The 20,384-nt window shown below is 59.5% G+C and carries 18 protein-coding genes and 4 pseudogenes; 14 read left to right on the top strand and 8 right to left on the bottom strand.

What is annotated here, in order from left to right; translation table 11 throughout:
* The first annotated feature begins 167 nt into the window (after positions 1-167).
* From PSQ19_RS11765 to pyc, 3 genes and pseudogenes are all read left to right on the top strand, one after another.
* On the top strand, positions 168-1,229 hold the full coding sequence (locus PSQ19_RS11765; protein WP_282217886.1) for a glycine betaine ABC transporter substrate-binding protein: 1,062 nt from the start codon (positions 168-170) through the stop codon (positions 1,227-1,229).
* Positions 1,230-1,342: 113 nt separating this feature from the next.
* Positions 1,343-1,759 carry a TIGR01244 family sulfur transferase gene (locus PSQ19_RS11760; RefSeq protein WP_282217885.1) on the top strand — a complete coding sequence of 139 codons (417 nt, stop codon included), beginning with the start codon at positions 1,343-1,345 and terminating at the stop codon, positions 1,757-1,759.
* A gap of 81 nt (positions 1,760-1,840) precedes the next feature.
* Positions 1,841-5,283, top strand: a pseudogene (pyc, locus tag PSQ19_RS11755) (pyruvate carboxylase).
* 727 nt (positions 5,284-6,010) lie between these two features.
* Here pyc and PSQ19_RS11750 read toward each other — a convergent pair.
* Positions 6,011-6,421 (bottom strand): YkvA family protein, encoded by a 411-nt coding sequence (locus PSQ19_RS11750; protein WP_282217884.1) that lies wholly within the window; start codon positions 6,419-6,421, stop codon positions 6,011-6,013.
* Between the two features lie 188 nt (positions 6,422-6,609).
* On the opposite strand from PSQ19_RS11750, the gene PSQ19_RS11745 reads away from it, so the two are divergent.
* Positions 6,610-6,870, top strand: a complete 261-nt coding sequence (locus tag PSQ19_RS11745) for a hypothetical protein (RefSeq protein ID WP_282217883.1) — start codon at positions 6,610-6,612, stop codon at positions 6,868-6,870.
* A gap of 97 nt (positions 6,871-6,967) precedes the next feature.
* Here the strand turns inward: PSQ19_RS11745 and fumC are convergent, their stop codons facing one another.
* The 3 genes and pseudogenes from fumC to PSQ19_RS11730 form a co-directional block, all read right to left on the bottom strand.
* Complete coding sequence (gene fumC / locus PSQ19_RS11740) at positions 6,968-8,368, bottom strand: class II fumarate hydratase (protein WP_282217882.1); 1,401 nt, start codon at positions 8,366-8,368, stop codon at positions 6,968-6,970.
* A 107-nt stretch (positions 8,369-8,475) separates the two neighbouring features.
* Positions 8,476-8,659: pseudogene (rpmF, locus tag PSQ19_RS11735) on the bottom strand (50S ribosomal protein L32).
* A 143-nt stretch (positions 8,660-8,802) separates the two neighbouring features.
* A complete protein-coding gene (locus tag PSQ19_RS11730; protein WP_282217881.1) occupies positions 8,803-9,525 on the bottom strand; it encodes a biosynthetic peptidoglycan transglycosylase in 723 nt (240 codons plus the stop codon).
* 76 nt (positions 9,526-9,601) lie between these two features.
* On the opposite strand from PSQ19_RS11730, the gene PSQ19_RS11725 reads away from it, so the two are divergent.
* The 7 genes and pseudogenes from PSQ19_RS11725 (at position 9,602) to arsH (ending at position 14,267) form a co-directional block, all read left to right on the top strand.
* Positions 9,602-10,504 (top strand): polyprenyl synthetase family protein, encoded by a 903-nt coding sequence (locus PSQ19_RS11725; RefSeq protein WP_282217880.1) that lies wholly within the window; start codon positions 9,602-9,604, stop codon positions 10,502-10,504.
* Positions 10,504-11,136 carry an MOSC domain-containing protein gene (locus PSQ19_RS11720; RefSeq protein ID WP_282217879.1) on the top strand — a complete coding sequence of 211 codons (633 nt, stop codon included), beginning with the start codon at positions 10,504-10,506 and terminating at the stop codon, positions 11,134-11,136. Before PSQ19_RS11725 ends, PSQ19_RS11720 begins: the two co-directional genes overlap by 1 nt.
* Positions 11,137-11,147: 11 nt before the next feature.
* Positions 11,148-11,618, top strand: coding sequence for a YbaK/EbsC family protein (locus PSQ19_RS11715; protein WP_282217878.1), 471 nt, complete (start codon positions 11,148-11,150; stop codon positions 11,616-11,618).
* 72 nt (positions 11,619-11,690) lie between these two features.
* Positions 11,691-11,927 (top strand): annotated as a pseudogene (locus PSQ19_RS11710) (ArsR/SmtB family transcription factor); the annotation flags it as partial.
* 159 nt (positions 11,928-12,086) lie between these two features.
* Complete coding sequence (gene arsB / locus PSQ19_RS11705; protein WP_282220688.1) at positions 12,087-13,148, top strand: ACR3 family arsenite efflux transporter; 1,062 nt, start codon at positions 12,087-12,089, stop codon at positions 13,146-13,148.
* A complete protein-coding gene (gene arsC, locus PSQ19_RS11700) occupies positions 13,145-13,567 on the top strand; it encodes an arsenate reductase (glutaredoxin) (protein WP_282217877.1) in 423 nt (140 codons plus the stop codon). Before arsB ends, arsC begins: the two co-directional genes overlap by 4 nt.
* Positions 13,542-14,267: an arsenical resistance protein ArsH gene (gene arsH / locus PSQ19_RS11695; RefSeq protein ID WP_282217876.1), complete on the top strand. Its 726-nt coding sequence runs from the start codon at positions 13,542-13,544 to the stop codon at positions 14,265-14,267. Before arsC ends, arsH begins: the two co-directional genes overlap by 26 nt.
* A gap of 11 nt (positions 14,268-14,278) precedes the next feature.
* Here the strand turns inward: arsH and ispG are convergent.
* Together ispG and gloB are read right to left on the bottom strand one after the other, a co-directional pair.
* A pseudogene (gene ispG / locus PSQ19_RS11690) lies at positions 14,279-15,521 on the bottom strand (flavodoxin-dependent (E)-4-hydroxy-3-methylbut-2-enyl-diphosphate synthase).
* An 82-nt stretch (positions 15,522-15,603) separates the two neighbouring features.
* Positions 15,604-16,371, bottom strand: coding sequence for a hydroxyacylglutathione hydrolase (gloB, locus tag PSQ19_RS11685; RefSeq protein WP_282217875.1), 768 nt, complete (start codon positions 16,369-16,371; stop codon positions 15,604-15,606).
* A 103-nt stretch (positions 16,372-16,474) separates the two neighbouring features.
* On the opposite strand from gloB, the gene PSQ19_RS11680 reads away from it, so the two are divergent.
* From PSQ19_RS11680 to PSQ19_RS11670, 3 genes are all read left to right on the top strand, one after another.
* The gene (locus PSQ19_RS11680) at positions 16,475-17,206 is read left to right on the top strand and encodes a class I SAM-dependent methyltransferase (protein WP_282217874.1); all 732 of its coding nucleotides are present in this window, start codon (positions 16,475-16,477) and stop codon (positions 17,204-17,206) included.
* A 75-nt stretch (positions 17,207-17,281) separates the two neighbouring features.
* Positions 17,282-18,370: a pyridoxal phosphate-dependent aminotransferase gene (locus PSQ19_RS11675; RefSeq protein ID WP_282217873.1), complete on the top strand. Its 1,089-nt coding sequence runs from the start codon at positions 17,282-17,284 to the stop codon at positions 18,368-18,370.
* A complete protein-coding gene (locus tag PSQ19_RS11670) occupies positions 18,370-19,344 on the top strand; it encodes a prephenate/arogenate dehydrogenase family protein (protein WP_282217872.1) in 975 nt (324 codons plus the stop codon). Before PSQ19_RS11675 ends, PSQ19_RS11670 begins: the two co-directional genes overlap by 1 nt.
* On the opposite strand, the gene PSQ19_RS11665 is transcribed toward PSQ19_RS11670, so the two are convergent.
* Together PSQ19_RS11665 and PSQ19_RS11660 are read right to left on the bottom strand one after the other, a co-directional pair.
* On the bottom strand, positions 19,341-19,667 hold the full coding sequence (locus tag PSQ19_RS11665; protein ID WP_282217871.1) for a DUF2125 domain-containing protein: 327 nt from the start codon (positions 19,665-19,667) through the stop codon (positions 19,341-19,343). The two genes, PSQ19_RS11670 and PSQ19_RS11665, sit on opposite strands and share 4 nt — an antisense overlap.
* Positions 19,660-20,310, bottom strand: a complete 651-nt coding sequence (locus PSQ19_RS11660; RefSeq protein WP_282217870.1) for a DUF2125 domain-containing protein — start codon at positions 20,308-20,310, stop codon at positions 19,660-19,662. The genes PSQ19_RS11665 and PSQ19_RS11660 overlap by 8 nt, the downstream gene beginning before the upstream one ends.
* Positions 20,311-20,384 lie beyond the last annotated feature (74 nt).

The following is a 20,384-nucleotide window of genomic DNA, read 5'->3' as shown; positions in this document are numbered from 1 at the left end:
CCCGACAGCAATGGGGGCACGACTTGTGCCCCACTGGGGGCGATATTGCATAATTTTCAAACACAAGTCACCCGATATTGATCATCTGGTCAAATCACCGACTCGATTGCTTAACGGGGTCGCGGGCCGCTAAGCTTGCATCCTGATTTGGTGAGCGGACGGGACATATGCAGGGAACGGTTCATGGCGTATTGGCGGTGCTGATGGTTTTGCTCGCGACGCAGGCAAGCCTGGCGCAGGCCGAGTTTACGGTGCTCGACGAGGCTCAGGACGCATCATCGCCAGCGTCGTCACCGGCACCGGCATCCCCTGCCGACCCGGCCTCGCCGCCGCCGATTTGCGGCACCAAGCCAATCAATATCGCCCGAATGGGTTGGTCGTCGGCCGCCATAATGGCGGAAATCCATGCGCGGGTGTTGGCCAAGGCGTTTGACTGCAAGGTTCAGGTGGTCCCCGGGGATCTGGCGACCACGGGTTCATCGATGGGTTCGACCGGTCAACCGGCGGTGGCGCCCGAAATGTGGGTGACCCGCATCTCCGATGTGTGGAATGGGGCGGTCAAGGCGCAGATGGTTCGGCCGGCCGCAACGACCTATACCGAACAGGTGTTTGAGGGCTGGTATGTGCCCAGCTACGTTGCGGCGACCCATCCGGATGTCGTCAGTGGCGTCGCCCTGCAAACGGTTCTGCCCGAGATTGCAGGGGGCCAAAAGGTGCAGCTGATTTCGTGCCCGGTGGACTGGGGATGCAACATCATCAACCAAAATCTGGTTCATTCGTTGAAGATCGACGAGCTTGTTGACATCGTTGCGCCCGCCAATCGTTTCGCCATGGACAGCCTGATCGCCGAGGCGGTCAGCAAGCGCGAGCCGTTTTTACTCTATTACTGGCAACCCAATGCGGTGCTGGCGCAGTTCAATTTCGCACAGATTGATCTCGGTCCTTATGATGAAGACGCCTTCAAATGCCTGGCGCAAAGCAATTGTGCCGATCCCCAACCGTCCTCTTTTGGGCCCGAGAGCGTCATGATTGCGTTGGCCGAATGGGTATTTACCGACGCGCCCAAGGTTGCGGCCTATTTTACCCGCGCCAGCCTGCCAACCAGCGAAATGAGTGCCTTGCTGATGGCGCTCAATGCCCCGGGCGCCAGCGTCGAGACTGTTGCGGACCAGTTCGTGGCGGAGCGGGCGGATATCTGGAGTGCCTGGACTGGCCAGGGTGGCGAGTAGGCAGGTAAAATTGTGCCCGCCAGGCGGTGTTGGCCAATGGTTGCAGTTGCCTTGCACAGCACCGGGTGGATATAAAGGGCGCACCATTGATTATCGGCAACGGGAGTTTTGCCTTGGAATTAAAGCGGATCAACGACACCGTCAGCGTTGCGGGGCAAATCCAGCCTGGTGACGTTGCATCGCTCAAGGCCGCCGGCTTCGTTGCCATCATCAACAACCGCCCCGACGGGGAATCGCCGGATCAACCGAACGGGGCGGAAATCGAGGCGGCTGCCAAAGCTGCCGGGCTGAATTACATCGCCATTCCGTTGGGTCGCGACGGCGTTTCCCCCGCCATGGTAGACCAGACCAAGGCCGCACTGGAGGGGAGCGACGGCCCGGTGTTCTGTTATTGTCGGTCGGGCACGCGCTCGACAACACTTTGGGCGCTGTCGCAAGCGGGCAAGATGGATGCCAAGGATATTATTGCCCAGGCCGCGGACGCTGGCTACGACATGTCCCATCTTGCCGGGCATCTCGGCCAGAACTGAATTTTTCCGCGTCGCCGAACCGCTGTGGCGGCGCGGCGAGCGGTGCTGCTGCCTCTTCCCCTCCTGCTCGGAAAATAATTGATGCCCATCAAGAAAATACTTGTCGCCAATCGCTCAGAGATCGCCATTCGCGTGTTTCGCGCCGCCAATGAGCTGGGCCTCAAAACCGTTGCGGTTTTTGCGGAAGAGGACAGGTTGGCGCTGCATCGGTTCAAGGCCGATGAAGCCTATCTGATCGGGAAGGGCATGGGGCCCGTCGAAGCCTATTTGCAGATCGAGGAATATTTGCGCATTGCCCAGGCTCTCGGGCGCCGATGCGATCCATCCCGGCTATGGGCTATTGTCGGAAAGCCCTGAATTTGCCGATGCCTGCGAGGCGGCCGGAATCGTCTTTATCGGACCACGGGCGCAGACGATGCGGGATCTGGGCAACAAGGTGGCGGCGCGTACCATGGCGCTGGCCTCCGATGTGCCGGTGGTGCCTGCGACTGACCCGCTGCCCGACGATATGGACGAAGTGGCGCGGATGGCCGAAAAGGTCGGCTATCCGCTGATGCTCAAGGCCAGCTGGGGCGGCGGCGGGCGCGGTATGCGCACCATCCGGTCGGCCAAGGAGTTGAAATCGGAAGTTTCCGAAGGCAAGCGTGAGGCCAAGGCGGCGTTTGGCAAGGATGAGATGTATCTCGAGAAGCTGGTGGAACGAGCCCGCCATGTCGAGGTGCAACTGATCGGCGACGATCACGGTAATCTGGTGCATTTGTTCGAGCGAGATTGTTCGGTGCAGCGGCGCAACCAGAAAGTGGTTGAACGGGCACCGGCGCCCTATCTCAACGACAAGGTGCGCAAGGGACTGACCGATGCGGCACTGAAACTTGGCAATGCCGCCAACTATCGTGGCGCGGGCACAGTTGAATTCTTGATGGATGCCGACACCGATGAGTTTTACTTCATCGAGGTCAATCCGCGTATCCAGGTCGAACATACGGTTACCGAAGAGGTTACCGGCATCGATATCGTCAAGGCCCAGATCAAGCTGCTTGACGGGGCGGTGATCGGCACCCCTGAATCGGGTGTGCCATTGCAGGAAAATATCCGGCTCAATGGCAATGCCATTCAGTGTCGCGTTACCACTGAAGACCCAGAAGAAAATTTTATTCCTGATTATGGTCGGATCACCGCCTATCGCGCCGCCACCGGTTTTGGCGTTCGTCTCGATGGCGGGACAGCCTATGCCGGGGCGGTGATCACCCGTTATTATGATCCACTGCTGGAAAAGGTCACCTGCTGGGCGCCAACCGCCGACGAGGCAATCAGCCGGATGCATCGTGCCTTGCGCGAGTTCCGCATTCGCGGGGTCGCGACCAATCTGGCATTCCTGGAAAACATCATCACCCACCCCGATTTTATCGAAAACCGCTATACGACGCGATTCATCGATACGACGCCCGAACTGTTCGATCTCAAGCGCCGCAAGGATCGGGCCACCAAGCTTTTGACCTATATTGCCGATGTCACCATCAATGGCCATCCCGAGGCGCGGGACAGGCCACGGCCGCCTGCTGACGCGGCGGCGCCGATTGTGCCCGAATTTCCGCCACTCAAAATAATCGATGGCAGCCGTCAGGTGCTCGACAAGCAGGGGCCGAAGGGTCTGGCAGAGTGGATGAAACAGCAAAAGCGCGTGTTGTTTACCGACACGACCATGCGCGATGCGCACCAGTCGCTGTTGGCAACCCGCATGCGCTCGTTTGATATTACCCGCATTGCCCAGGCCTATTCGCGCGGCCTGCCGAACCTGTTTTCGCTCGAATGCTGGGGCGGCGCCACGTTTGACGTATCGATGCGGTTCTTGAATGAAGACCCGTGGGAGCGGCTGGCGCAGGTGCGCGAGAGCGCGCCCAACATTTTGACCCAGATGTTGCTGCGCGGCTCCAATGGGGTGGGCTACACCAATTATCCCGACAATGTGGTCAAGTTCTTCGTCGCCGAAGCAGCGCGCGGCGGCGTGGATATATTCCGCGTTTTCGATTGCCTCAACTGGGTCGAAAATATGCGGGTATCAATTGACGCGGTGCTCGATGCCAACAAGGTCGCCGAGGGTGTCATCTGCTATACCGGTGATTTGCTGGACCCCGACCGGGCAAAGTATGATCTGAAATATTATGTCGGTTTGGCGCGTGAGCTTGAGGCGGCTGGCGCCCATGTTCTGGGCATCAAGGACATGGCGGGCCTGCTGCGACCTGCAGCCGCCAAAATTCTCATCGAGACATTGAAATCGGAAACTGAGCCTGCCGATTCACCTGCACACCCACGATACTTCCGGAGCGGCGGCGGCAACGGTTCTGGCGGCGGTTGAGGCGGGGGTCGATGCCGTTGATGCCGCCATGGATGCCCTGTCGGGCACCACCAGCCAGCCAACGCTGGGATCGCTGGTAGCCGCGATTGCCGATGGTGAAAGAGACGCTGAACTTGATGCCAAGATCATCCGGCAGATTTCGTTTTACTGGGAGGCGGTGCGTACGCAATACCGGGCTTTTGAAAGTGATCTCAAGGGTGGCGCATCGGAGGTCTATCTGCATGAAATGCCCGGGGGGCAGTTCACCAATCTCAAGGAACAGGCCCGCTCGCTGGGCTTGGAAACCCGCTGGCACGAAGTGGCGCAGACTTATGCCGACGTCAACCAGATGTTTGGTGATATCGTCAAGGTGACGCCGAGTTCCAAGGTTGTCGGCGACATGGCGCTGGCGATGGTGTCGTCCGGTTTGAGCCGGGCCGATGTCGAGGATCCGCGCCGCGATGTGGCGTTTCCCGATTCGGTCGTCGGGTTCTTTACCGGTGATCTCGGCCAGCCGCCCGGCGGCTTTCCAAAGGCATTGCAGGAAAAAGTACTCAAGGGCAAAAAACCGCTGACCAAGCGGCCAGGGTCGTATCTGGACGATGTTGATCTTGAGGCGGAACGGGCCAAAGCCGCCGAAGCCAGCGACATGGCGATCGACGATTTCCGGCTGGCGTCCTATCTGATGTATCCCAAGGTCTTTGTGGATTTTGCCAAGACCCAGGACGCCTACGGGCCCACCGAGGTGCTGCCAACGCCGGTCTATTTCTATGGCCTCAAGGAAGGTCAAGAGCTGCTGGTCGATCTGGAAAAGGGCAAGACATTGGTCCTGCAATATCTTGGCCGGACCGAAACCAATGAAAAAGGTCAGGTCCGGGTGTTTTTCGACCTCAATGGCCAACCGCGCACCATCACCGTGCCGGATCGCCTGATGGCCAGCGAAATCGTGGCGCGCGCCAAGGCCGCGCCCGGCGATGCCAAGCAGGTCGGCGCCCCAATGCCCGGCGTTATATCGGGTCTCGCGGTCAAACAAGGGCAGAAAATCACGGCTGGTGATGTGTTGTGTTCCATCGAAGCCATGAAAATGGAAACGGCCATCCACGCCGAAACCGACGGCGTGATTGCCGAGGTGCTGGTCAAGCCCGGCGATCAGATCGACGCCAAGGATTTGTTGGTCCGGTTCGAATAGCGGTTTGATTGCTGATGTTTTGATGTTCCGAATGGCTGCCGGGAACATCCCTACCAACCGACTGTCACCCCGGGCTTGACCCGGGGTCCATCGTGAAGTTTTTCCGCCCCGTCAGATCGCCTGTCGATCCACTATCCCGTATTCTCACAATGGCTCCCCGCCTTCGCGGGGATGACATTCAGAGTATAGGATTACCCCCGTGAATATGCCTCCACCACGACACTCCCGGCCATCCCCCTCACCAGCTGTCACCCCGGGCCTGACCCGGGGCCCATCGTGAAGTTTGTCCACTCGACCAGATCGCCTGTCGACCCACTATCCCGTGTTCTCACAATGGATCCCCGCTTTCGCGGGGATGACAGCCGGTGGTGGATGATGGCGCAGGGTGGGTGGTGGCGGCGGAACGACGCTCAGAGTTGTCGGTTGTGCCCCCAACCACTCCCAAAACAAAAAAAGATATCCCCGCCCCCTCAACGCTCCCGCATAATTCATCCCAGCCTTGCGCCAGAGCGCGATCATGACGAGTGATGAGTGCGGGGTGGTCGGGGGTCCGAAGTCGTTTGGGCCCAGGTTCTATTTTGGTGCCCCGTTATCTTCCCTCGCCGGGATAACGTTGAGCGCTGCAGCGCCAAGACAGGTGCAGCGACAACGCGGGATCATGGCCGTTACCCGCCAAGCGCCTCTATGGAATAAAAAATCCGGCCGCTGGGGCGAGACCTGGTCTCACTCAAAAAAATGCGGAAGACCCGCGACGAGACAAGGTCTCGCCCTGGCCGCTCAACGCGGCAAAAATTTGGGGATCAACCGGCGGCCGAGCTTTTGGCCAACCGGGGTTTTGGCGCGGCTGGACTAGCGGCGGTGCCGATAGGTGGCGTTCACCGTGGCCTTGATGGGCAGGCGCGATACGATCCAGGCTCACCATCATCGGCACCAGCAGAGCGTCATCGATCCATCCCAGAACCGGAATGAAGTCCGGCACCAGATCAATAGGGCTGAGCAGATAGACCAGCACGCCGATCATCGAGAATTTCAGATAGAGGGGAGTCAGCGGGTCGCGAAAGGCATGATAAAGCGTCACCACTTCCTTGCGGAACAGGACGATGCGGGCAAATGCGGAGCGGCCAAGATTTTTCATCATGCCGAATAGATGGTGCCAAATCAGGCGGGATCAAGAGGGCGCGGTTGTTAACCACGAAAGTGTGTCGGGCGGGAAAATATTAACAAAAGGTTTACGTTTGGCACGGGGCTTGCCACTTAATAGTCAGTAGGGCGTTGGTTCTGTCTCAAATCGAGACAATCGCCCCATTCTGGCACAGGTGAGCCGCCATGACTGAGATCGATAGCGCCAAGCGTTCCAATATGAGACCGGGCCTGCCAATGGTCATCGAAGCGCAGCGGCCACGGCCGTCGCTCCGGCGCAGCGAAACAACAGCGGCATTTGTCAGCCAGCTATTGGTGGGTCGCCGTCACCAGACCGCATCGCGGCCTTTTCGGCCCGCTAATCCAGCGGTTGCCGCCTATGCGGTTGGCGCCCGGATCACAGATGTACGGATGCCGCAGGGATATCGGAAAACCGTAGTCGTCTAACTCATCGCCCGTCAGGGCCATGCTTGGTGACCGACAATGGGCAGTGAATGTGGCGCTCTTGCCGGTGCCCAAAATACGGTGCACCGTTGGCAGTTGGCTACTTCTTGAGTTTTAGCGGGCCGACCATGTTGGCGGGTTTGACCTCGGCGTCGAACTCCTCGGCGGTCAACAGACCCAACGAAATCGCAGACTCTTTCAAGGTTGATCCGGTCTTGTGGGCGTTCTTGGCAATTTTTGCGGCGTTGTCATAGCCGATCTTGCGGTTAAGGGCGGTAACCAGCATCAACGACTTGTCCACCAGTTCGGTGATGCGTTCGCGATTGGGTTCGATGCCGATGGCGCAATTGTCATTGAACGAGCGCGCCGCATCGGCCAGCAACCGAACCGATTGCAGGAAGTTGTAGGCGATGACGGGCTTGAACACATTGAGTTCAAAATTGCCCTGACTGGCGGCAAAGCCGATGGCCGCGTCATTGCCCATCACCTGCACGGCCACCATGGTCATGGCCTCGGATTGGGTAGGATTGACCTTGCCGGGCATGATCGAGGAGCCGGGCTCATTTTCGGGAATTGACAGTTCCCCAAGCCCAGACCGTGGACCGGAGGCGAGCCAGCGTACATCATTGGCGATTTTCATCAGGGCGGCGGCAAGCTGTTTGAGCGCGCCCGACGTGCCAACAAACGCATCGTGCCCGGCCATCACCGCATATTTGTTTGGAGCGGTAACAAAGGCCTGACCGGTCAGTTTGGCAATTTCACCGGCGACGGTTTGGCCATATTGGGGGTGGGCATTAAGGCCGGTACCAACGGCGGTGCCCCCTAGGGCCAGTTCGTGCAACTGCGGGATGGTCGCCTTGATTGCCTTGATGGCGAGATCGAGTTGGGCGACCCACCCACTCATCTCCTGACCCAGGGTAATCGGGGTCGCGTCCTGCAGGTGCGTGCGACCTATCTTGACGACATCCATGAATTCTTCGGATTTTCCGGCGAGTGTGCTGCGCAGCTTGTCAATGCGTGGGAACAGGTAGTTTTCCAGCGCCTCGACACCCGCTATATGCATCGCGGTTGGATAGGTGTCGTTGGACGATTGGCTCATATTGACGTGGTCATTGGGGTGCACGGGCTTTTTGGAGCCCATGGCGCCGCCGGCCATTTCAATGGCGCGGTTGGAGATCACCTCGTTGACATTCATGTTGGATTGCGTGCCCGACCCGGTTTGCCAGACGACGAGGGGAAAATGGTCGTCGAGTTTTCCCGTGATAACTTCATCGGCAGCGGCGACCACCAGATCGCAGGTCGCCTTGTCCATCAAGTCCAATTTATGGTTTGCAAGGGCGGCGGCCTTCTTGAGAATGCCGAAGGCGGTGATGATTTCCTTCGGCATACGTTCGCCGCCGATGTCGAAATTGGCCAGGCTCCGTGCGGTCTGGGCGCCATAATATTTGGCCGCCGGGACGTTGATGGTGCCCATCGAGTCCGATTCAACGCGCATGGTCATGGCAAATCTCCACAGGAATTAGGGCGCAGGCGAACGCAAACGGCCAGCCCCCGCGAGGACCGACCGCTGCAATTTTTGGTTACGGGCGCAAAATGGCGCGCTCGTCTCTAGTTCTTTTTGGCGTCGAGAACCTGACGACCGCGGTACATGCCGGTCTTGAGGTCGACGTGATGCGGACGGCGCAGGCTCGCCAGAATCCTTGTCTTCAACATAGGATGAGGCGGAAAGTGCATCGGCCGAGCGGCGGAAGCCGCGCTTCATCGGCGAGGTCTTTCGTTTTGGCACTGCCATGGTCGTAACTCCGAATTCAATATCGTTGCGCCGCCAGAACGCGGCCCAGAGACGTAAGGCTCTGTAAGGATTGGCGCCGTCTATAGAGCACAATCCCCAACTTGGCTAGAGGATTTTGCAGCAGACTGGGCGTTGATCCCCGCTTATAGCGCCAGTCTGGCACCACTGGCAACACAGTCGGCGCGCTGTCCATATTCGCGGGTGCGATTAATCAGGATCGTTGCGATGCGGTTCATGCCCGTGGATGGCTTTGCTGGATTGCGCAGCAGCGGGTTGGGAAGGGCGGTGGTCATGAGCGCGGCGCGACGCCAACTCATGGTCGCGGGGTCGGCGCCAAAGGCCGCCTCGGTGCCAGCCACAATGCCGAACTGGCCACCGGGGCCCCATTCGGCAATGTTAAGATAGATTTCCATGATGCGTTTTTTAGGCATTATCAGGTCGATATATACGGCCAGCGGGATTTCGAGTAGCTTTCGCACCGGGTTGCGGGCATTGGTCAGGAACAGGTTGCGGGCTACCTGCATGGTCAGGGTTGACGCACCGCGGGTTTTCTTTCCCTCAATGAAATTGTTGATTTCGTCGCGTAGCGCCGACAGATCGACGCCCCAATGCCGGCAGAACTGACCGTCCTCGGACATGATGACCGTGGCCTTGAGTCGGTCAGAAATTTCTTCGATATCGCGCCATTCCCGAGTCACCGGGCGACCGGTGACATACCGCTCGAGCATCGGCACGGAAACGGGCTGGACGACCAGATAGACCGGGGTCAGAATCAACGGGATGGCAATCAACAGCGCCATGGCGATGCCGATCCAGGACAGCGCCTGGATAATCCTGTTTCGACGTGCGCGTTTTTTTCGGGCCATGGCCGTTCCTAGCCAGAGCGCGGGCGCAGGTCAAAGATGGATTGCCGCCGAGGCGATGATTGGGTAGCAACAGGCCATGTATGATTTTGACGCCGACATTGCTGATTGTGCCCGTTCGATTGAAGTGGCGCTGGATCGATATGTAACCATCGAAATGCTGGCCGGACCGGGTCTGCCGTCTGACCGGCTGGTGGCGGCGATGCGCCACGGCAGTCTTAATGGGGGCAAGAGATTGCGCCCGTTGCTGGTACGACAGGCGGCGGCGGTATTCGGCGTGCGGCCCGAACAGGCATTACAGGCAGGCATGGCGGTTGAGGTGTTGCACTGTTATTCGCTGGTACATGACGACCTGCCGGCAATGGACAATGATGATATGCGCCGCGGGCGCCCGACCGTCCACAAAGCCTATGATGATGCCACCGCCATTCTGGCCGGGGATAGTTTGTTGACGCTGGCGTTTGCTCTGCTGGCAAGCCCGGATTGCCACGCTGATCCGGCGGTTCGTATCGCGCTGGTGGCCGAACTTGCCAGCGGCAGTGGCGTTGGGGGTATGGTTGGCGGGCAGATGCGGGATATTGAGGGGGAAACCTCAATTCTTGATGGCGAGGATATCAGCCAGATGCAGGCGATGAAAACCGGCGCGCTGATTCGCGCGAGCGTCCGCATGGGCGCGATATTGGGCGGTGCCGACGCGCGGGCGATGTCAGCCCTGACTTATTATAGTGAGGCGGCGGGACGGGCGTTTCAACTGGCTGACGACATCCTCGATGTGACCGCCAGCCCCGAAACCATGGGCAAGGCGACCGGCAAGGATGCAGCGGCCGGCAAGCAGACATTAGTGCGGCAATTGGGCATTGATGGGGCGCGTGAGCATCTGGCCCAAACGGTCAATGATGCTCTGATCGGGCTGCGAACATTTGGCCCGAAGGCCGACGGATTACGGGCGACGGCACGCTATTTTGGTGCGAGGAAAAGTTGATGGCGGTACTAGCGAGCGTCAATATTGGGGCACCTGAAACGATCGATGCCAAGGCGGGCTTGACGGGGATATTCAAGCGACCGCAGTCGGGAGCGGTGGCTATCGGCCCGGCGGCAGTGGTCGGTGACGCGGTGGTGGATCGGCGTCATCATGGCGGTGTCGATCAGGCGGTCTATGTCTATTTGAGTACCGATTATGACTGGTGGAGCCATGAGTTGGGGACGCCATTGGCGCCGGGAACGTTTGGCGAGAACCTGACGATTTCGGGGATAGAGGGCGAGGATATGGCGGTCGGGGACCGATTTGTTGTGGGTGATGTGGTGTTGGAAATTACCTGCCATCGCACACCCTGTGAAACCTTGGCAGCGCGGATGGGCGATGGCAAATTCATCAAGCGTTTTCTGGCGGCGGGGCGTCCGGGCGCCTATTGCCGGGTGATCGCCACCGGCGCGGTGCGGGCCGGGGATAAGGTGGTCCATGAACGTTTTGCTGCGCCACGGGTGAGCGTGGCGGAATTGATGACGATTGAGGGCAAGCGAAGCCTTGAGCCAGCTTTCATGGAGCGGGTGTTGGCAACGCCGGTGCATCATTTGATGCGGGCCGATTTTGAGAAACGACTTTCAGATATTTAATGAGTTAAATCATGACACTAGCTTCTGTGCGCGCCTATTTTGCGGTGCATGCGCCCGATATTGAGGTGATTGAAACCGAGGATAGTTCGGCCACGGTGCCGCTGGCAGCGATTGCCCATGGGGTGGAACCGGGACAGATTGCCAAGACGCTGTGTATCAAGGTTGGTGGCGAGACGTTGCTACTGGTTACACGGGGCGATGCGCGGTTGGATAACAAAAAGGCCAAGGCGGCTTTTGGCGGGCGGCCGCGCATGTTGGGGCCAGAGGATGTCGAGGCATTGACCAGTCACAAGGTCGGTGGCGTCTGTCCGTTCGGGCTGCCAAAGCCGTTGCCAATCTATGCTGATGTGTCGCTGAAAATCTATGACGAAGTGATCCCCGCGGGTGGGTCAACGCATAGTTCAGTGCGCCTAAGTGTTAGCAGATTGGTAACGTTGACAGGCGCACGTTGGGTCGATGCGTGTGAACCGCCGGTCAATTGACCCCACAATTTTGCATAGGCTCGGCCCTTGGCGCACCTTGACCTGTATCCATATATCGAATAATCTAGATATATGGAATCAAATCAAGCTATCGATGTCTTTGCTGCCCTGTCGCAATCAACGCGGCTGGACGCGTTTCGAATATTGATCAAGCATGGGCCGTCGGGGCTACCAGCGGGTGACGTGGCGCGGTTTTTGGATGTGCCGCAAAACACCATGTCGACGCATCTGGCGGTTCTGGCGCGGGCGGGTCTGGTCGAGACCGAACGGCAGAGCCGGACCATCATTTATCGGGCGGTGATCGACCGAGTTCGCGAGCTTGCGACATTTTTGGTGCAGGATTGTTGTGGCGGGCGGGCAGAATTGTGTGAGCCGCTGATTGCGACGATGACGTCGTGCTGCGACGCCGAGTGCACCCCAGTCGACACTGAACCCCCCCAATTAATCCGGCGCAGCAACGGAAGTATCATGACTATTTTTGAGCGCTATCTGACCCTTTGGGTTGCGATCTGTATTGTGGTGGGCATTGGCGCGGGCCATTTTATCCCCGGCCTGTTTCAAGCCATTGGGGGGCTCGAATATGCGCAGGTCAATCTGCCGATGGCGGTGCTGATCTGGCTGATGATCATTCCGATGCTGGTGCGGATCGATTTTGCCGCGCTCAAGCAGGTGGGGCGGCACTGGCGTGGCATCGGGGTAACGCTTTTCGTCAACTGGGCGGTCAAGCCATTTTCGATGGCGCTATTGGGCTGGCTGTTCATCGGCTGGCTGTTTCGTCCGCTTCTGCCCGAGGCCCAGATCGACAGCTATATTGCCGGTCTGATCATTCTGGCGGCGGCGCCGTGCACGGCGATGGTGTTTGTCTGGTCAAACCTGACCAAGGGGGAGCCGCACTTTACCCTGTCGCAGGTGGCGCTCAATGATGCGATCATGATCGTGGCATTTGCGCCTTTGGTTGCGCTGTTGCTGGGGCTCTCGGCCATTACCGTGCCCTGGGACACGCTGATGCTGTCGGTTGCGCTTTATATCATCGTGCCAGTTATTGCGGCCCAGATGCTGCGGCGGTGGCTTTTGGCCCATGGCGGGGCGGTGGTAATGGACAAGCTGCTGGCCATCCTGCAGCCGATTTCAATCGGGGCGCTGCTGCTAACGCTGGTGATGCTGTTTGGTTTTCAGGGCGAACAGATCATTGCCCAGCCGCTGATCATTGTGTTGCTGGCTGTGCCCATTCTCATTCAGGTCTATTTCAATTCAGGGCTGGCCTATGTGCTCAACCGGGCTAGTGGCGAAGAACATTGCGTGGCCGGTCCGTCGGCGCTGATCGGGGCGTCGAATTTTTTTGAACTGGCGGTGGCGGCCGCGATCAGCCTGTTCGGCTTCAATTCGGGCGCGGCGCTGGCAACGGTTGTGGGGGTTTTGGTGGAAGTGCCAGTGATGCTCTCGGTGGTCTGGATCGTCAATAATTCAAAGGGCTGGTACGAAACGGGCGTTGCCGTGCGCCGCAATGAGCAAAAGCGGGTAGAACCATGAGTGTCACGATTTATCATAATCCCGATTGCGGGACCTCGCGCAACACGCTGGCGATGATCCGCCAATCGGGGGTGGAACCGATTGTGGTTGAGTATCTTAGGACGCCACCCGATGCCGACACTATTATCGAAATAGTGGGCAATGCGGGTCTCTCGCTCGCCGAAGCGTTGCGCCAGAAAGGCACGCCCTTTGCCGATTTGGGGCTGGGCGAGTCGGGTGTGACCGACGCGCAGCGACTTGAGGCCATTGCCGCGCACCCGATATTGTTGAACCGGCCCTTTGTGGTGGCCCCCAAGGGGACAAGGCTGTGTCGGCCCTCCGAGATGGTGCTCGATATTCTGGATAATCCCGCTATCGGGCCGTTCAGCAAGGAGGATGGCGAAGTCATCATTGATGAGACGGGTAAGCGCATTGTCTGACTTTGCCAATATTGTTGAAGCCGCGTTTGAACGCCCTGACCCCGCCAAACTGAATGTCGTTCAGTCCGGGCACAAGCCGCGCATATTGATGCTTTATGGTTCGCTGCGGCAGCGCAGCTACAGCCGGTTTCTGACCGAGGAAGGTCGGCAGTTGCTGGAGGCGTTTGGGGCAGAGGTGCAAGTATTTCACGCCGATGGTTTGCCGCTGCCCGATGATGCCGACGCCAGCCACGCCAAGGTGCAGGAATTGCGCGAACTGATGGTGTGGTCGGAAGGGCAGGTGTGGACCAGCCCCGAACGGCATGGGGCGATGTCGGCGGTGCTCAAGGCGCAGATCGACTGGATTCCGTTGCCCGGTGGCGCGATCCGGCCAACTCAGGGACGCACGCTGGCGCTGATGCAGGTTTCGGGCGGATCGCAATCGTTCAATGCGCTCAACCAGATGCGGATTCTCGGGCGCTGGATGCGGATGCTGACCATTCCCAACCAGTCTTCGGTCGCAAAGGCCTGGCAGGAATTTGAGGAAGACGGGCGGATGAAGCCTTCGTCGTTTTATGACCGGGTAGTCGATGTGATGGAAGAACTGGTCAAGTTCACCCTGATCAATCGTGGCGCGACCGACTATCTGACGGCGCGCTATAGCGAACGCAAGGAGACGGCGGCAAGGCTAGAAAAGCGGGTGTCGCTACCTTCGATCTGAGATCGGTGGCGCTATTGTGCCGCCACCGTTTCGGCCTTGCTGTAATTTTTCTCGATATAATCGGCAACCATCTTCTTGAACTGGTCGGCAACATCGGCGCCGCGCAGGGTGGCGACCTTTTGCCCATCGACAAATACTGGAGCAGCGGGGGTTTCCCCCGTGCCGGGTAGGGAGATGCCGATATTGGCGTGCTTGCTCTCGCCGGGGCCGTTGACGATGCAGCCCATGACGGCAACGCTCATGGCTTCGACGCCGGGATAGCGCTCTTTCCATTCGGGCATCGAGGCGGACAGATGGTCCTGGATTTCCTTGGCCAGCGTCTGGAAGGTCGAGGAGGTGGTGCGTCCGCAACCGGGGCAGGCGGCCACCACCGGGATGAACTGGCGAAAGCCCATGGTCTGCAACAATTCCTGGGCAACCTTGACTTCGGTGGTGCGGTCGCCGCCGGGCTCGGGGGTGAGCGAAATGCGGATGGTGTCGCCAATGCCCTGTTGCAGCAAAATACCGAGGGCGGCGGCGGAGGCGACAACGCCCTTGGTGCCCATGCCCGCTTCGGTCAGGCCAAGATGGAGGGCATAATCACAGCGCGCCGCCAGATCCTGATAGACGGCGATCAGATGCTGGACATCGGAAACCTTGGTCGATAGCAGGATGCGGTCGCGGCCAAGACCCAGTTCCTCGGCGCGTTCGGCCGACCCGATGGCGGACTGGATGATGGCTTCGCGCTGCACCGCGGCGGCGGTCACCGGATTGGCGCTTTCGGCGTTTTCGTCCATCAGGCGGGTCAAAAGGCTCTTCGTCGAGCGATCCCCAATTGACCCCGATCCGCACCGGCTTGTCCCAGCGCATGGCCAATTCGATCAGGGTGGCGAACTGGGTGTCGCGCTTGGCCTTGAAGCCAACATTGCCGGGATTGATGCGGTATTTGGCCAAGGCTTCGGCGCAGGCGGGATGATCAGTCAGCAGTTTGTGGCCGATATAGTGAAAATCGCCGATCAGGGGCACATGAACGTCGGCCCGGGCCAGTTTGTCGCGAATGTGCGGAACGGCGGCAGCGGCTTCGTTGCGATCAACGGTGATGCGGACCAGTTCGGACCCGGCGCGGGCCAGGGCTGCAACCTGGGCGACGGTCGCCTCGATGTCGGCGGTATCGGTATTGGTCATCGACTGGACGATGATGGGGTGACCACCACCGACCATGACGCCGCCAATATTTACACCAACCGATTGCCTGCGATGGTTTGCGCCAGCCATTTTGCGTCCTCTTGGTTGGCCCACAGATAAGCGCTTGGTGCCCCAAGCGCAATGTCGGTCTCAAGCCAGATGATGCAAGGACCTAGAAGTTGTCCTTACCCTTGCGGATGGCGGCGAACACATCGGCGGGGGGCGCATCCCTAAGACCGTAGCGGGCGGCAAGGCCTGGATCATCAGCCCGCAGGAACGGATTGGCCTGTTTTTCGGTGCCGAGGTGCGCCGGGACGGTAAAACGTCCGGCGGCACGCAGTTCGGCCACTTGGGCCGCGCGGGCTTTAAGAGCCGCATTGTCGGGATCAATCGAGAGGGCGAAGCGGGCATTGGCCTCGGTATATTCATGGCCGCAATAGACAAGAGTCTCGTCGGGCAGGTCGCGCAGGATTTTAAGCGCTTCCCACATCGGGCCGGGAGTCCCTTCAAACATCCGCCCGACTCCGAGAGAAAACAGGGCGTCGGCGGAAAACAAATGCCCGCCGGCGCGATCCAGATAAACAATGTGACCTAGGGTATGGCCGGGGGCGGTCAGCACCTCGAAGCGGGTTTGCCCGAGCATGACCTCATCGCCGGGGGCCAGAAGTTTGTCGAGACCCTCGATCTTGTCGGCCTCGGCCTTGGGGCCCCAGACGGTGACCTCAAAATCGCGCTTGAGTTCGGGGATGGCTTCGACGTGATCAAGGTGGTGGTGGGTGATGAAAATATCGGAAAGGGTCCAGCCGCGATGCAGAAGGGCGGTCTTGATGGCACTGGCCTCGGGAGCATCGATGGCGGCGGTGCGGCCTGTGGCGCTGTCGTGGACCAGATAGCCATAATTGTCGTCACGGGCTTCAAAAACATCAACGATCAAACTCATGGCGCATATCCTTTTGTGCGATTTGGCTTGAAAGCTAGGGAGGTGGGCGCACAATGACAAGCTTGGATTAGACAAGTTTGGTGCGCTCATGCAGAGTTGAAGAATGACCAGCGACGTGAAACGCCTGATAGACTATTACAAATCCCCGCTGGGGCGCATTTCGCGTGCGCTGGTGCGCGACCAGATTGTGGAACTGGCCGACAATGTTTCGGGCAAGCGAATGCTGGGGCTGGGATTTGCCACGCCCTATTTGCGTTTCAGCCTCGACACGGCGGAGCGGGTGATTGCCTTCATGCCGCAGCGGCAGGGCGCGTCGGCGTGGCCGCGCGAGGGGCCGTCGCACACGGTGCTGTGCGATCCGCTGGAAATGCCACTGACCGATGCAGCGATCGATTTGACCGTTGCGGTGCACGCCTTCGAGCATATTGCCGATGCGGAAGAATTGATGCGCGAACTGTGGCGGGTCACGGCGCCCAATGGCGAATTGATCATTGTGGTGCCACGGCGGCGCGGCATTTGGGCGCAACGCGACACAACCCCGTTCGGTCAGGGCAATCCATATTCAGCGGGGCAAATGGAAAAGCTGTTGCGCGAGCATTCGTTCGAGCCGGTGGCGTGGCGCGATGGGCTGTTTCTGCCGCCGTTCCAATCCTCGCTGGTGCTGAAGTCCGTGCGGTTTTTCGAGCGGGCGGGGCGACTGTTCGGGCCGACATTTTCCGGGGTGATCTGCGTCAAGGCGCGCAAGAAGGCATTTCCGGCCATTCCCCGCCGACAGCGGGCAGAACGATATGTGCGGGTGCCGGGCCTGAGCGCGCAGACGGCACGTTCGGCTTGATCAAAACAGTTTCCTTTGCGTTCCGCAGGGGCTTTGCTTATGGTCCGCGCGGCCGCATGAACCCAAGATTAATTGATGACTGATCGACCCAAGCCGCAGCCCGGCATCCTCAATATTGCTCCTTATGTACCGGGCCGCTCGCAGGCTGCGGCGGGGCAGAAGGCAATAAAACTTTCCTCCAATGAGAGCCCGCTGGGGGCGTCACCGCGCGCCATTGAAGCCTATAAGGCGGTTGGCGAGCATCTTGAGATCTATCCCGAAGGCACCAGTGCGGTTTTGCGCGAGGCGCTGGCGGCGGTGCATGGTCTGGACGGCGCGCGGATCGTCTGTGGCAATGGTTCGGACGATCTGCTGCATCTTCTGGCGCAATGCTATATTGGGGATGGCGACGAGGCGGTGATGAGCCAATATGGCTTTTCGGTTTACCCGATCGTTACAGAAGCGGCGGGCGGGCGTCTTGTCATGGCGCCGGAAAGCGATTTTACCGCCAGCGTCGATGCGCTGCTGGCGGCGGTCAGTGCGCGGACAAAAATCATGTTCCTGGCCAATCCCAACAATCCGACCGGCACCTATCTCAGTGCTCGCGAGGTCAAACGGTTGCAGGCGGGGCTGCCGCCCGATGTGCTGCTGGTGCTCGATAGCGCCTATGCTGAATATGTGACGGCGAGCGATTATTCGGTGGGCGTTGATCTGGTCGAGGGCTGCGACAATGTGGTGATGGTCAGGACGTTTTCGAAGATGGGACTGGCGGCGGCGCGGATCGGCTGGCTGTACGGGCCTGCCCATGTCGTTGATGCACTCAATCGCATCCGGGGGCCGTTCAATGTCAATCTGGGGGGGCAGATGGCGGCGGCGGCGGCGGCGCGCGATACGGCGTTTACCGACAGACTGGCACGCTATAATGCGCAATGGCGGGACTGGTTGAGTGCGCAATTGAGCAGCAATCGGATGCGAGTGGTGCCGAGCCAGGCCAATTTCATCATGGTGCTGTTTGCCGAGCCGACCCATGCGGAGACGGCTTTTGAAGCGCTGCTGGCCAAGGGGCTTATCGTTCGGCAGATCGGCTCCTCCTATGGCATTGCCAATGGCTTGCGCATTTCCATCGGGCCGGAAGCGGCGATGCGCGCGGTGGCCGACATTCTCAAAAACATGGTGTTTGACTGATGAGTGCCCCGTTCAAAAAACTCGCACTGATCGGTATCGGGCTGATCGGGTCCTCGATTGCGCTGGCGGCGCGGCGGCATGGACTGGTCGATGCCATCGCCATTGCGACACGCAAGAGCGAAACGCTGGATGAGGCACGGGCGCTCAATCTGGGTGATGTGTATAGTCTGGATGCGACCGAGGCGGTGCGCGGCGCCGATCTGGTGATCCTGTGCGTGCCCGTTGGGGCCTATGGATCAGTGATGGAAACCATTGCGCCGGTTCTGGAGCCGGGGACGATCCTTTCCGATGTGGGCTCGGTCAAGGCGTTTGTGCACAAGATTTTGGCGCCGATGGTGCCGAAGGGCGTGAGCCTTATTCCCGGACACCCGTTGGCGGGCACGGAACATTCGGGACCCGCGGCGGGGTTTGCCGAATTGTTTATGCGGCGGTGGTGCGTATTGACGCCGGATGCCGATACCTCACAGGCGGATGTTGAAAAGCTCTCGGCCTTCTGGCGCGGCATGGGTAGTCAGGTCGAAACCATGGACCCGGCACACCATGACAGGGTGTTGGCGATCACCAGCCATATTCCGCATCTGGTGGCCTATAATATCGTGGGGACGGTAGCGGATCTGGAAGCGGATACACAATCCGAGGTCATCAAGTTTTCGGCGTCGGGGTTTCGAGATTTTACCCGAATCGCGGCCTCGGACCCGGTGATGTGGCGCGATGTGTTCCTGACCAATCGCGAAGCGGTGCTGGAAATGCTGGGACGATTTTCCGAGGATTTGTCGGTGTTGCAGCGCGCGGTGCGCTCCGGGGACGGGGCGGCGCTCGAGGCGATGTTTACCCGCACCCGTGCCATTCGCCGTTCGGTCATTGATGCGGGGCAGGAAACGGCGGCGCCTGACTTTGGTCGTCCGCATCAGAGCGATATTGATACCGCCCCGGACAGCGTTGTGCGCGATCACGGCGGGGGCGATGACGCCTAGAACAGCGGCGGGACGCTGGAGATCGGCACGAGTCCTGAAAAGATGCCGCCACTGCGGGCGCTGAGTTTTTGGGTGTAGCTGCCGTCGGGACTGGCATTGCCAAATGTCAGGGTGCGGAAGGGTTCTTCGAGCATCGGGCCGATGCGTTTGACGACGCCGGTTGAGGTGACGTCGAGATTGCCGTTGAGCAGGCCCTGCGGATCAAGGCTCAGTTCACCGCTGGCGTTGAGCTTGCTGGATTCGGTGTCGCTGGCGGTGATATCGACGAGTTTGAGGGTGCCACCGGCCTGTTGTATCTGGCGCAGGAGGCCGGAATCACCCAAGAGCCGAACGTCGGCGGGCAGGCCGGACAGGCTCTGCCTGAATGCTGGCGTTGCCATCGGTAATTGTCAGGCCAGGCGCCACAATATTGTCTGCCTGGGTATAGAGAGCCAGGGCGGCGGTGCCGCGTTCGGGATCATATTGCTCGGGTATGTCGAGCAGATGAAACTCGGCTTTGGGCGCGCTGGCGATGGGTTGGCCGAAAAGCACATCTGTCCATGCCAGATTGTCTGCGACAATGCTGAGCCGACCAATGCGCCAACCTTCAAGCCGCAGGCTGGCCTGCAAACTGTCCCAGCTGATCTCACTTTTTGACCCGGTAAAATCATCGGCGATGGTTATGGGCCCCAGAGCCGAGGCCAGCAAATGGGTGGGCTGATAGACCTGGGCGCTGACGCGCAGGCCCGGTATGGTCACGAGAATGTCGCCACTGAGCAGGCTTGCCTTCTCGCAGTCGGCGTTGAAATGGAAAGGGTAGCCGGAAATATCGAGGGTGCCGCAGCTGAGTGCCGGGGCGGCAATGCCATCGGCATCGGCCATCAATACGATGCTTTTGCGGATTTCTCCGGCGAGATAGAACCAGCCCGCCGACCAGACCAGGACCACGACCAATATGGCGATGCCGAGATAGATGATTCGCTTCATTGTTTAGTATTAGCCTTGCTTTGGGACCAGTGCCACCCGGACAGATCAGCGACGGGGGTGTCCTTGAACCGAAT

Source organism: Devosia algicola (assembly GCF_028816455.1).
Taxonomy (GTDB): domain Bacteria; phylum Pseudomonadota; class Alphaproteobacteria; order Rhizobiales; family Devosiaceae; genus Devosia; species Devosia algicola.
Note: the sequence above shows the minus strand (reverse complement) of the source record. Positions and strands in the feature narration are given on the sequence as shown.

What these genes read in the sequence shown, in the direction of transcription:
- PSQ19_RS11765 (WP_282217886.1), top strand. Translation starts at nt 168, where the DNA reads ATGCAGGGAACGGTTCATGGCGTATTGGCGGTGCTGATGGTTTTGCTC.
- PSQ19_RS11750 (WP_282217884.1), bottom strand. Translation starts at nt 6,421, where the DNA reads ATGATGAAAAATCTTGGCCGCTCCGCATTTGCCCGCATCGTCCTGTTC.
- PSQ19_RS11745 (WP_282217883.1), top strand. Translation starts at nt 6,610, where the DNA reads ATGACTGAGATCGATAGCGCCAAGCGTTCCAATATGAGACCGGGCCTG.
- fumC (WP_282217882.1), bottom strand. Translation starts at nt 8,368, where the DNA reads ATGACCATGCGCGTTGAATCGGACTCGATGGGCACCATCAACGTCCCG.
- PSQ19_RS11730 (WP_282217881.1), bottom strand. Translation starts at nt 9,525, where the DNA reads ATGGCCCGAAAAAAACGCGCACGTCGAAACAGGATTATCCAGGCGCTG.
- PSQ19_RS11725 (WP_282217880.1), top strand. Translation starts at nt 9,602, where the DNA reads ATGTATGATTTTGACGCCGACATTGCTGATTGTGCCCGTTCGATTGAA.
- PSQ19_RS11720 (WP_282217879.1), top strand. Translation starts at nt 10,504, where the DNA reads ATGGCGGTACTAGCGAGCGTCAATATTGGGGCACCTGAAACGATCGAT.
- PSQ19_RS11715 (WP_282217878.1), top strand. Translation starts at nt 11,148, where the DNA reads ATGACACTAGCTTCTGTGCGCGCCTATTTTGCGGTGCATGCGCCCGAT.
- arsB (WP_282220688.1), top strand. Translation starts at nt 12,087, where the DNA reads ATGACTATTTTTGAGCGCTATCTGACCCTTTGGGTTGCGATCTGTATT.
- arsC (WP_282217877.1), top strand. Translation starts at nt 13,145, where the DNA reads ATGAGTGTCACGATTTATCATAATCCCGATTGCGGGACCTCGCGCAAC.
- arsH (WP_282217876.1), top strand. Translation starts at nt 13,542, where the DNA reads ATGAGACGGGTAAGCGCATTGTCTGACTTTGCCAATATTGTTGAAGCC.
- gloB (WP_282217875.1), bottom strand. Translation starts at nt 16,371, where the DNA reads ATGAGTTTGATCGTTGATGTTTTTGAAGCCCGTGACGACAATTATGGC.
- PSQ19_RS11680 (WP_282217874.1), top strand. Translation starts at nt 16,475, where the DNA reads ATGACCAGCGACGTGAAACGCCTGATAGACTATTACAAATCCCCGCTG.
- PSQ19_RS11675 (WP_282217873.1), top strand. Translation starts at nt 17,282, where the DNA reads ATGACTGATCGACCCAAGCCGCAGCCCGGCATCCTCAATATTGCTCCT.
- PSQ19_RS11670 (WP_282217872.1), top strand. Translation starts at nt 18,370, where the DNA reads ATGAGTGCCCCGTTCAAAAAACTCGCACTGATCGGTATCGGGCTGATC.
- PSQ19_RS11660 (WP_282217870.1), bottom strand. Translation starts at nt 20,310, where the DNA reads ATGAAGCGAATCATCTATCTCGGCATCGCCATATTGGTCGTGGTCCTG.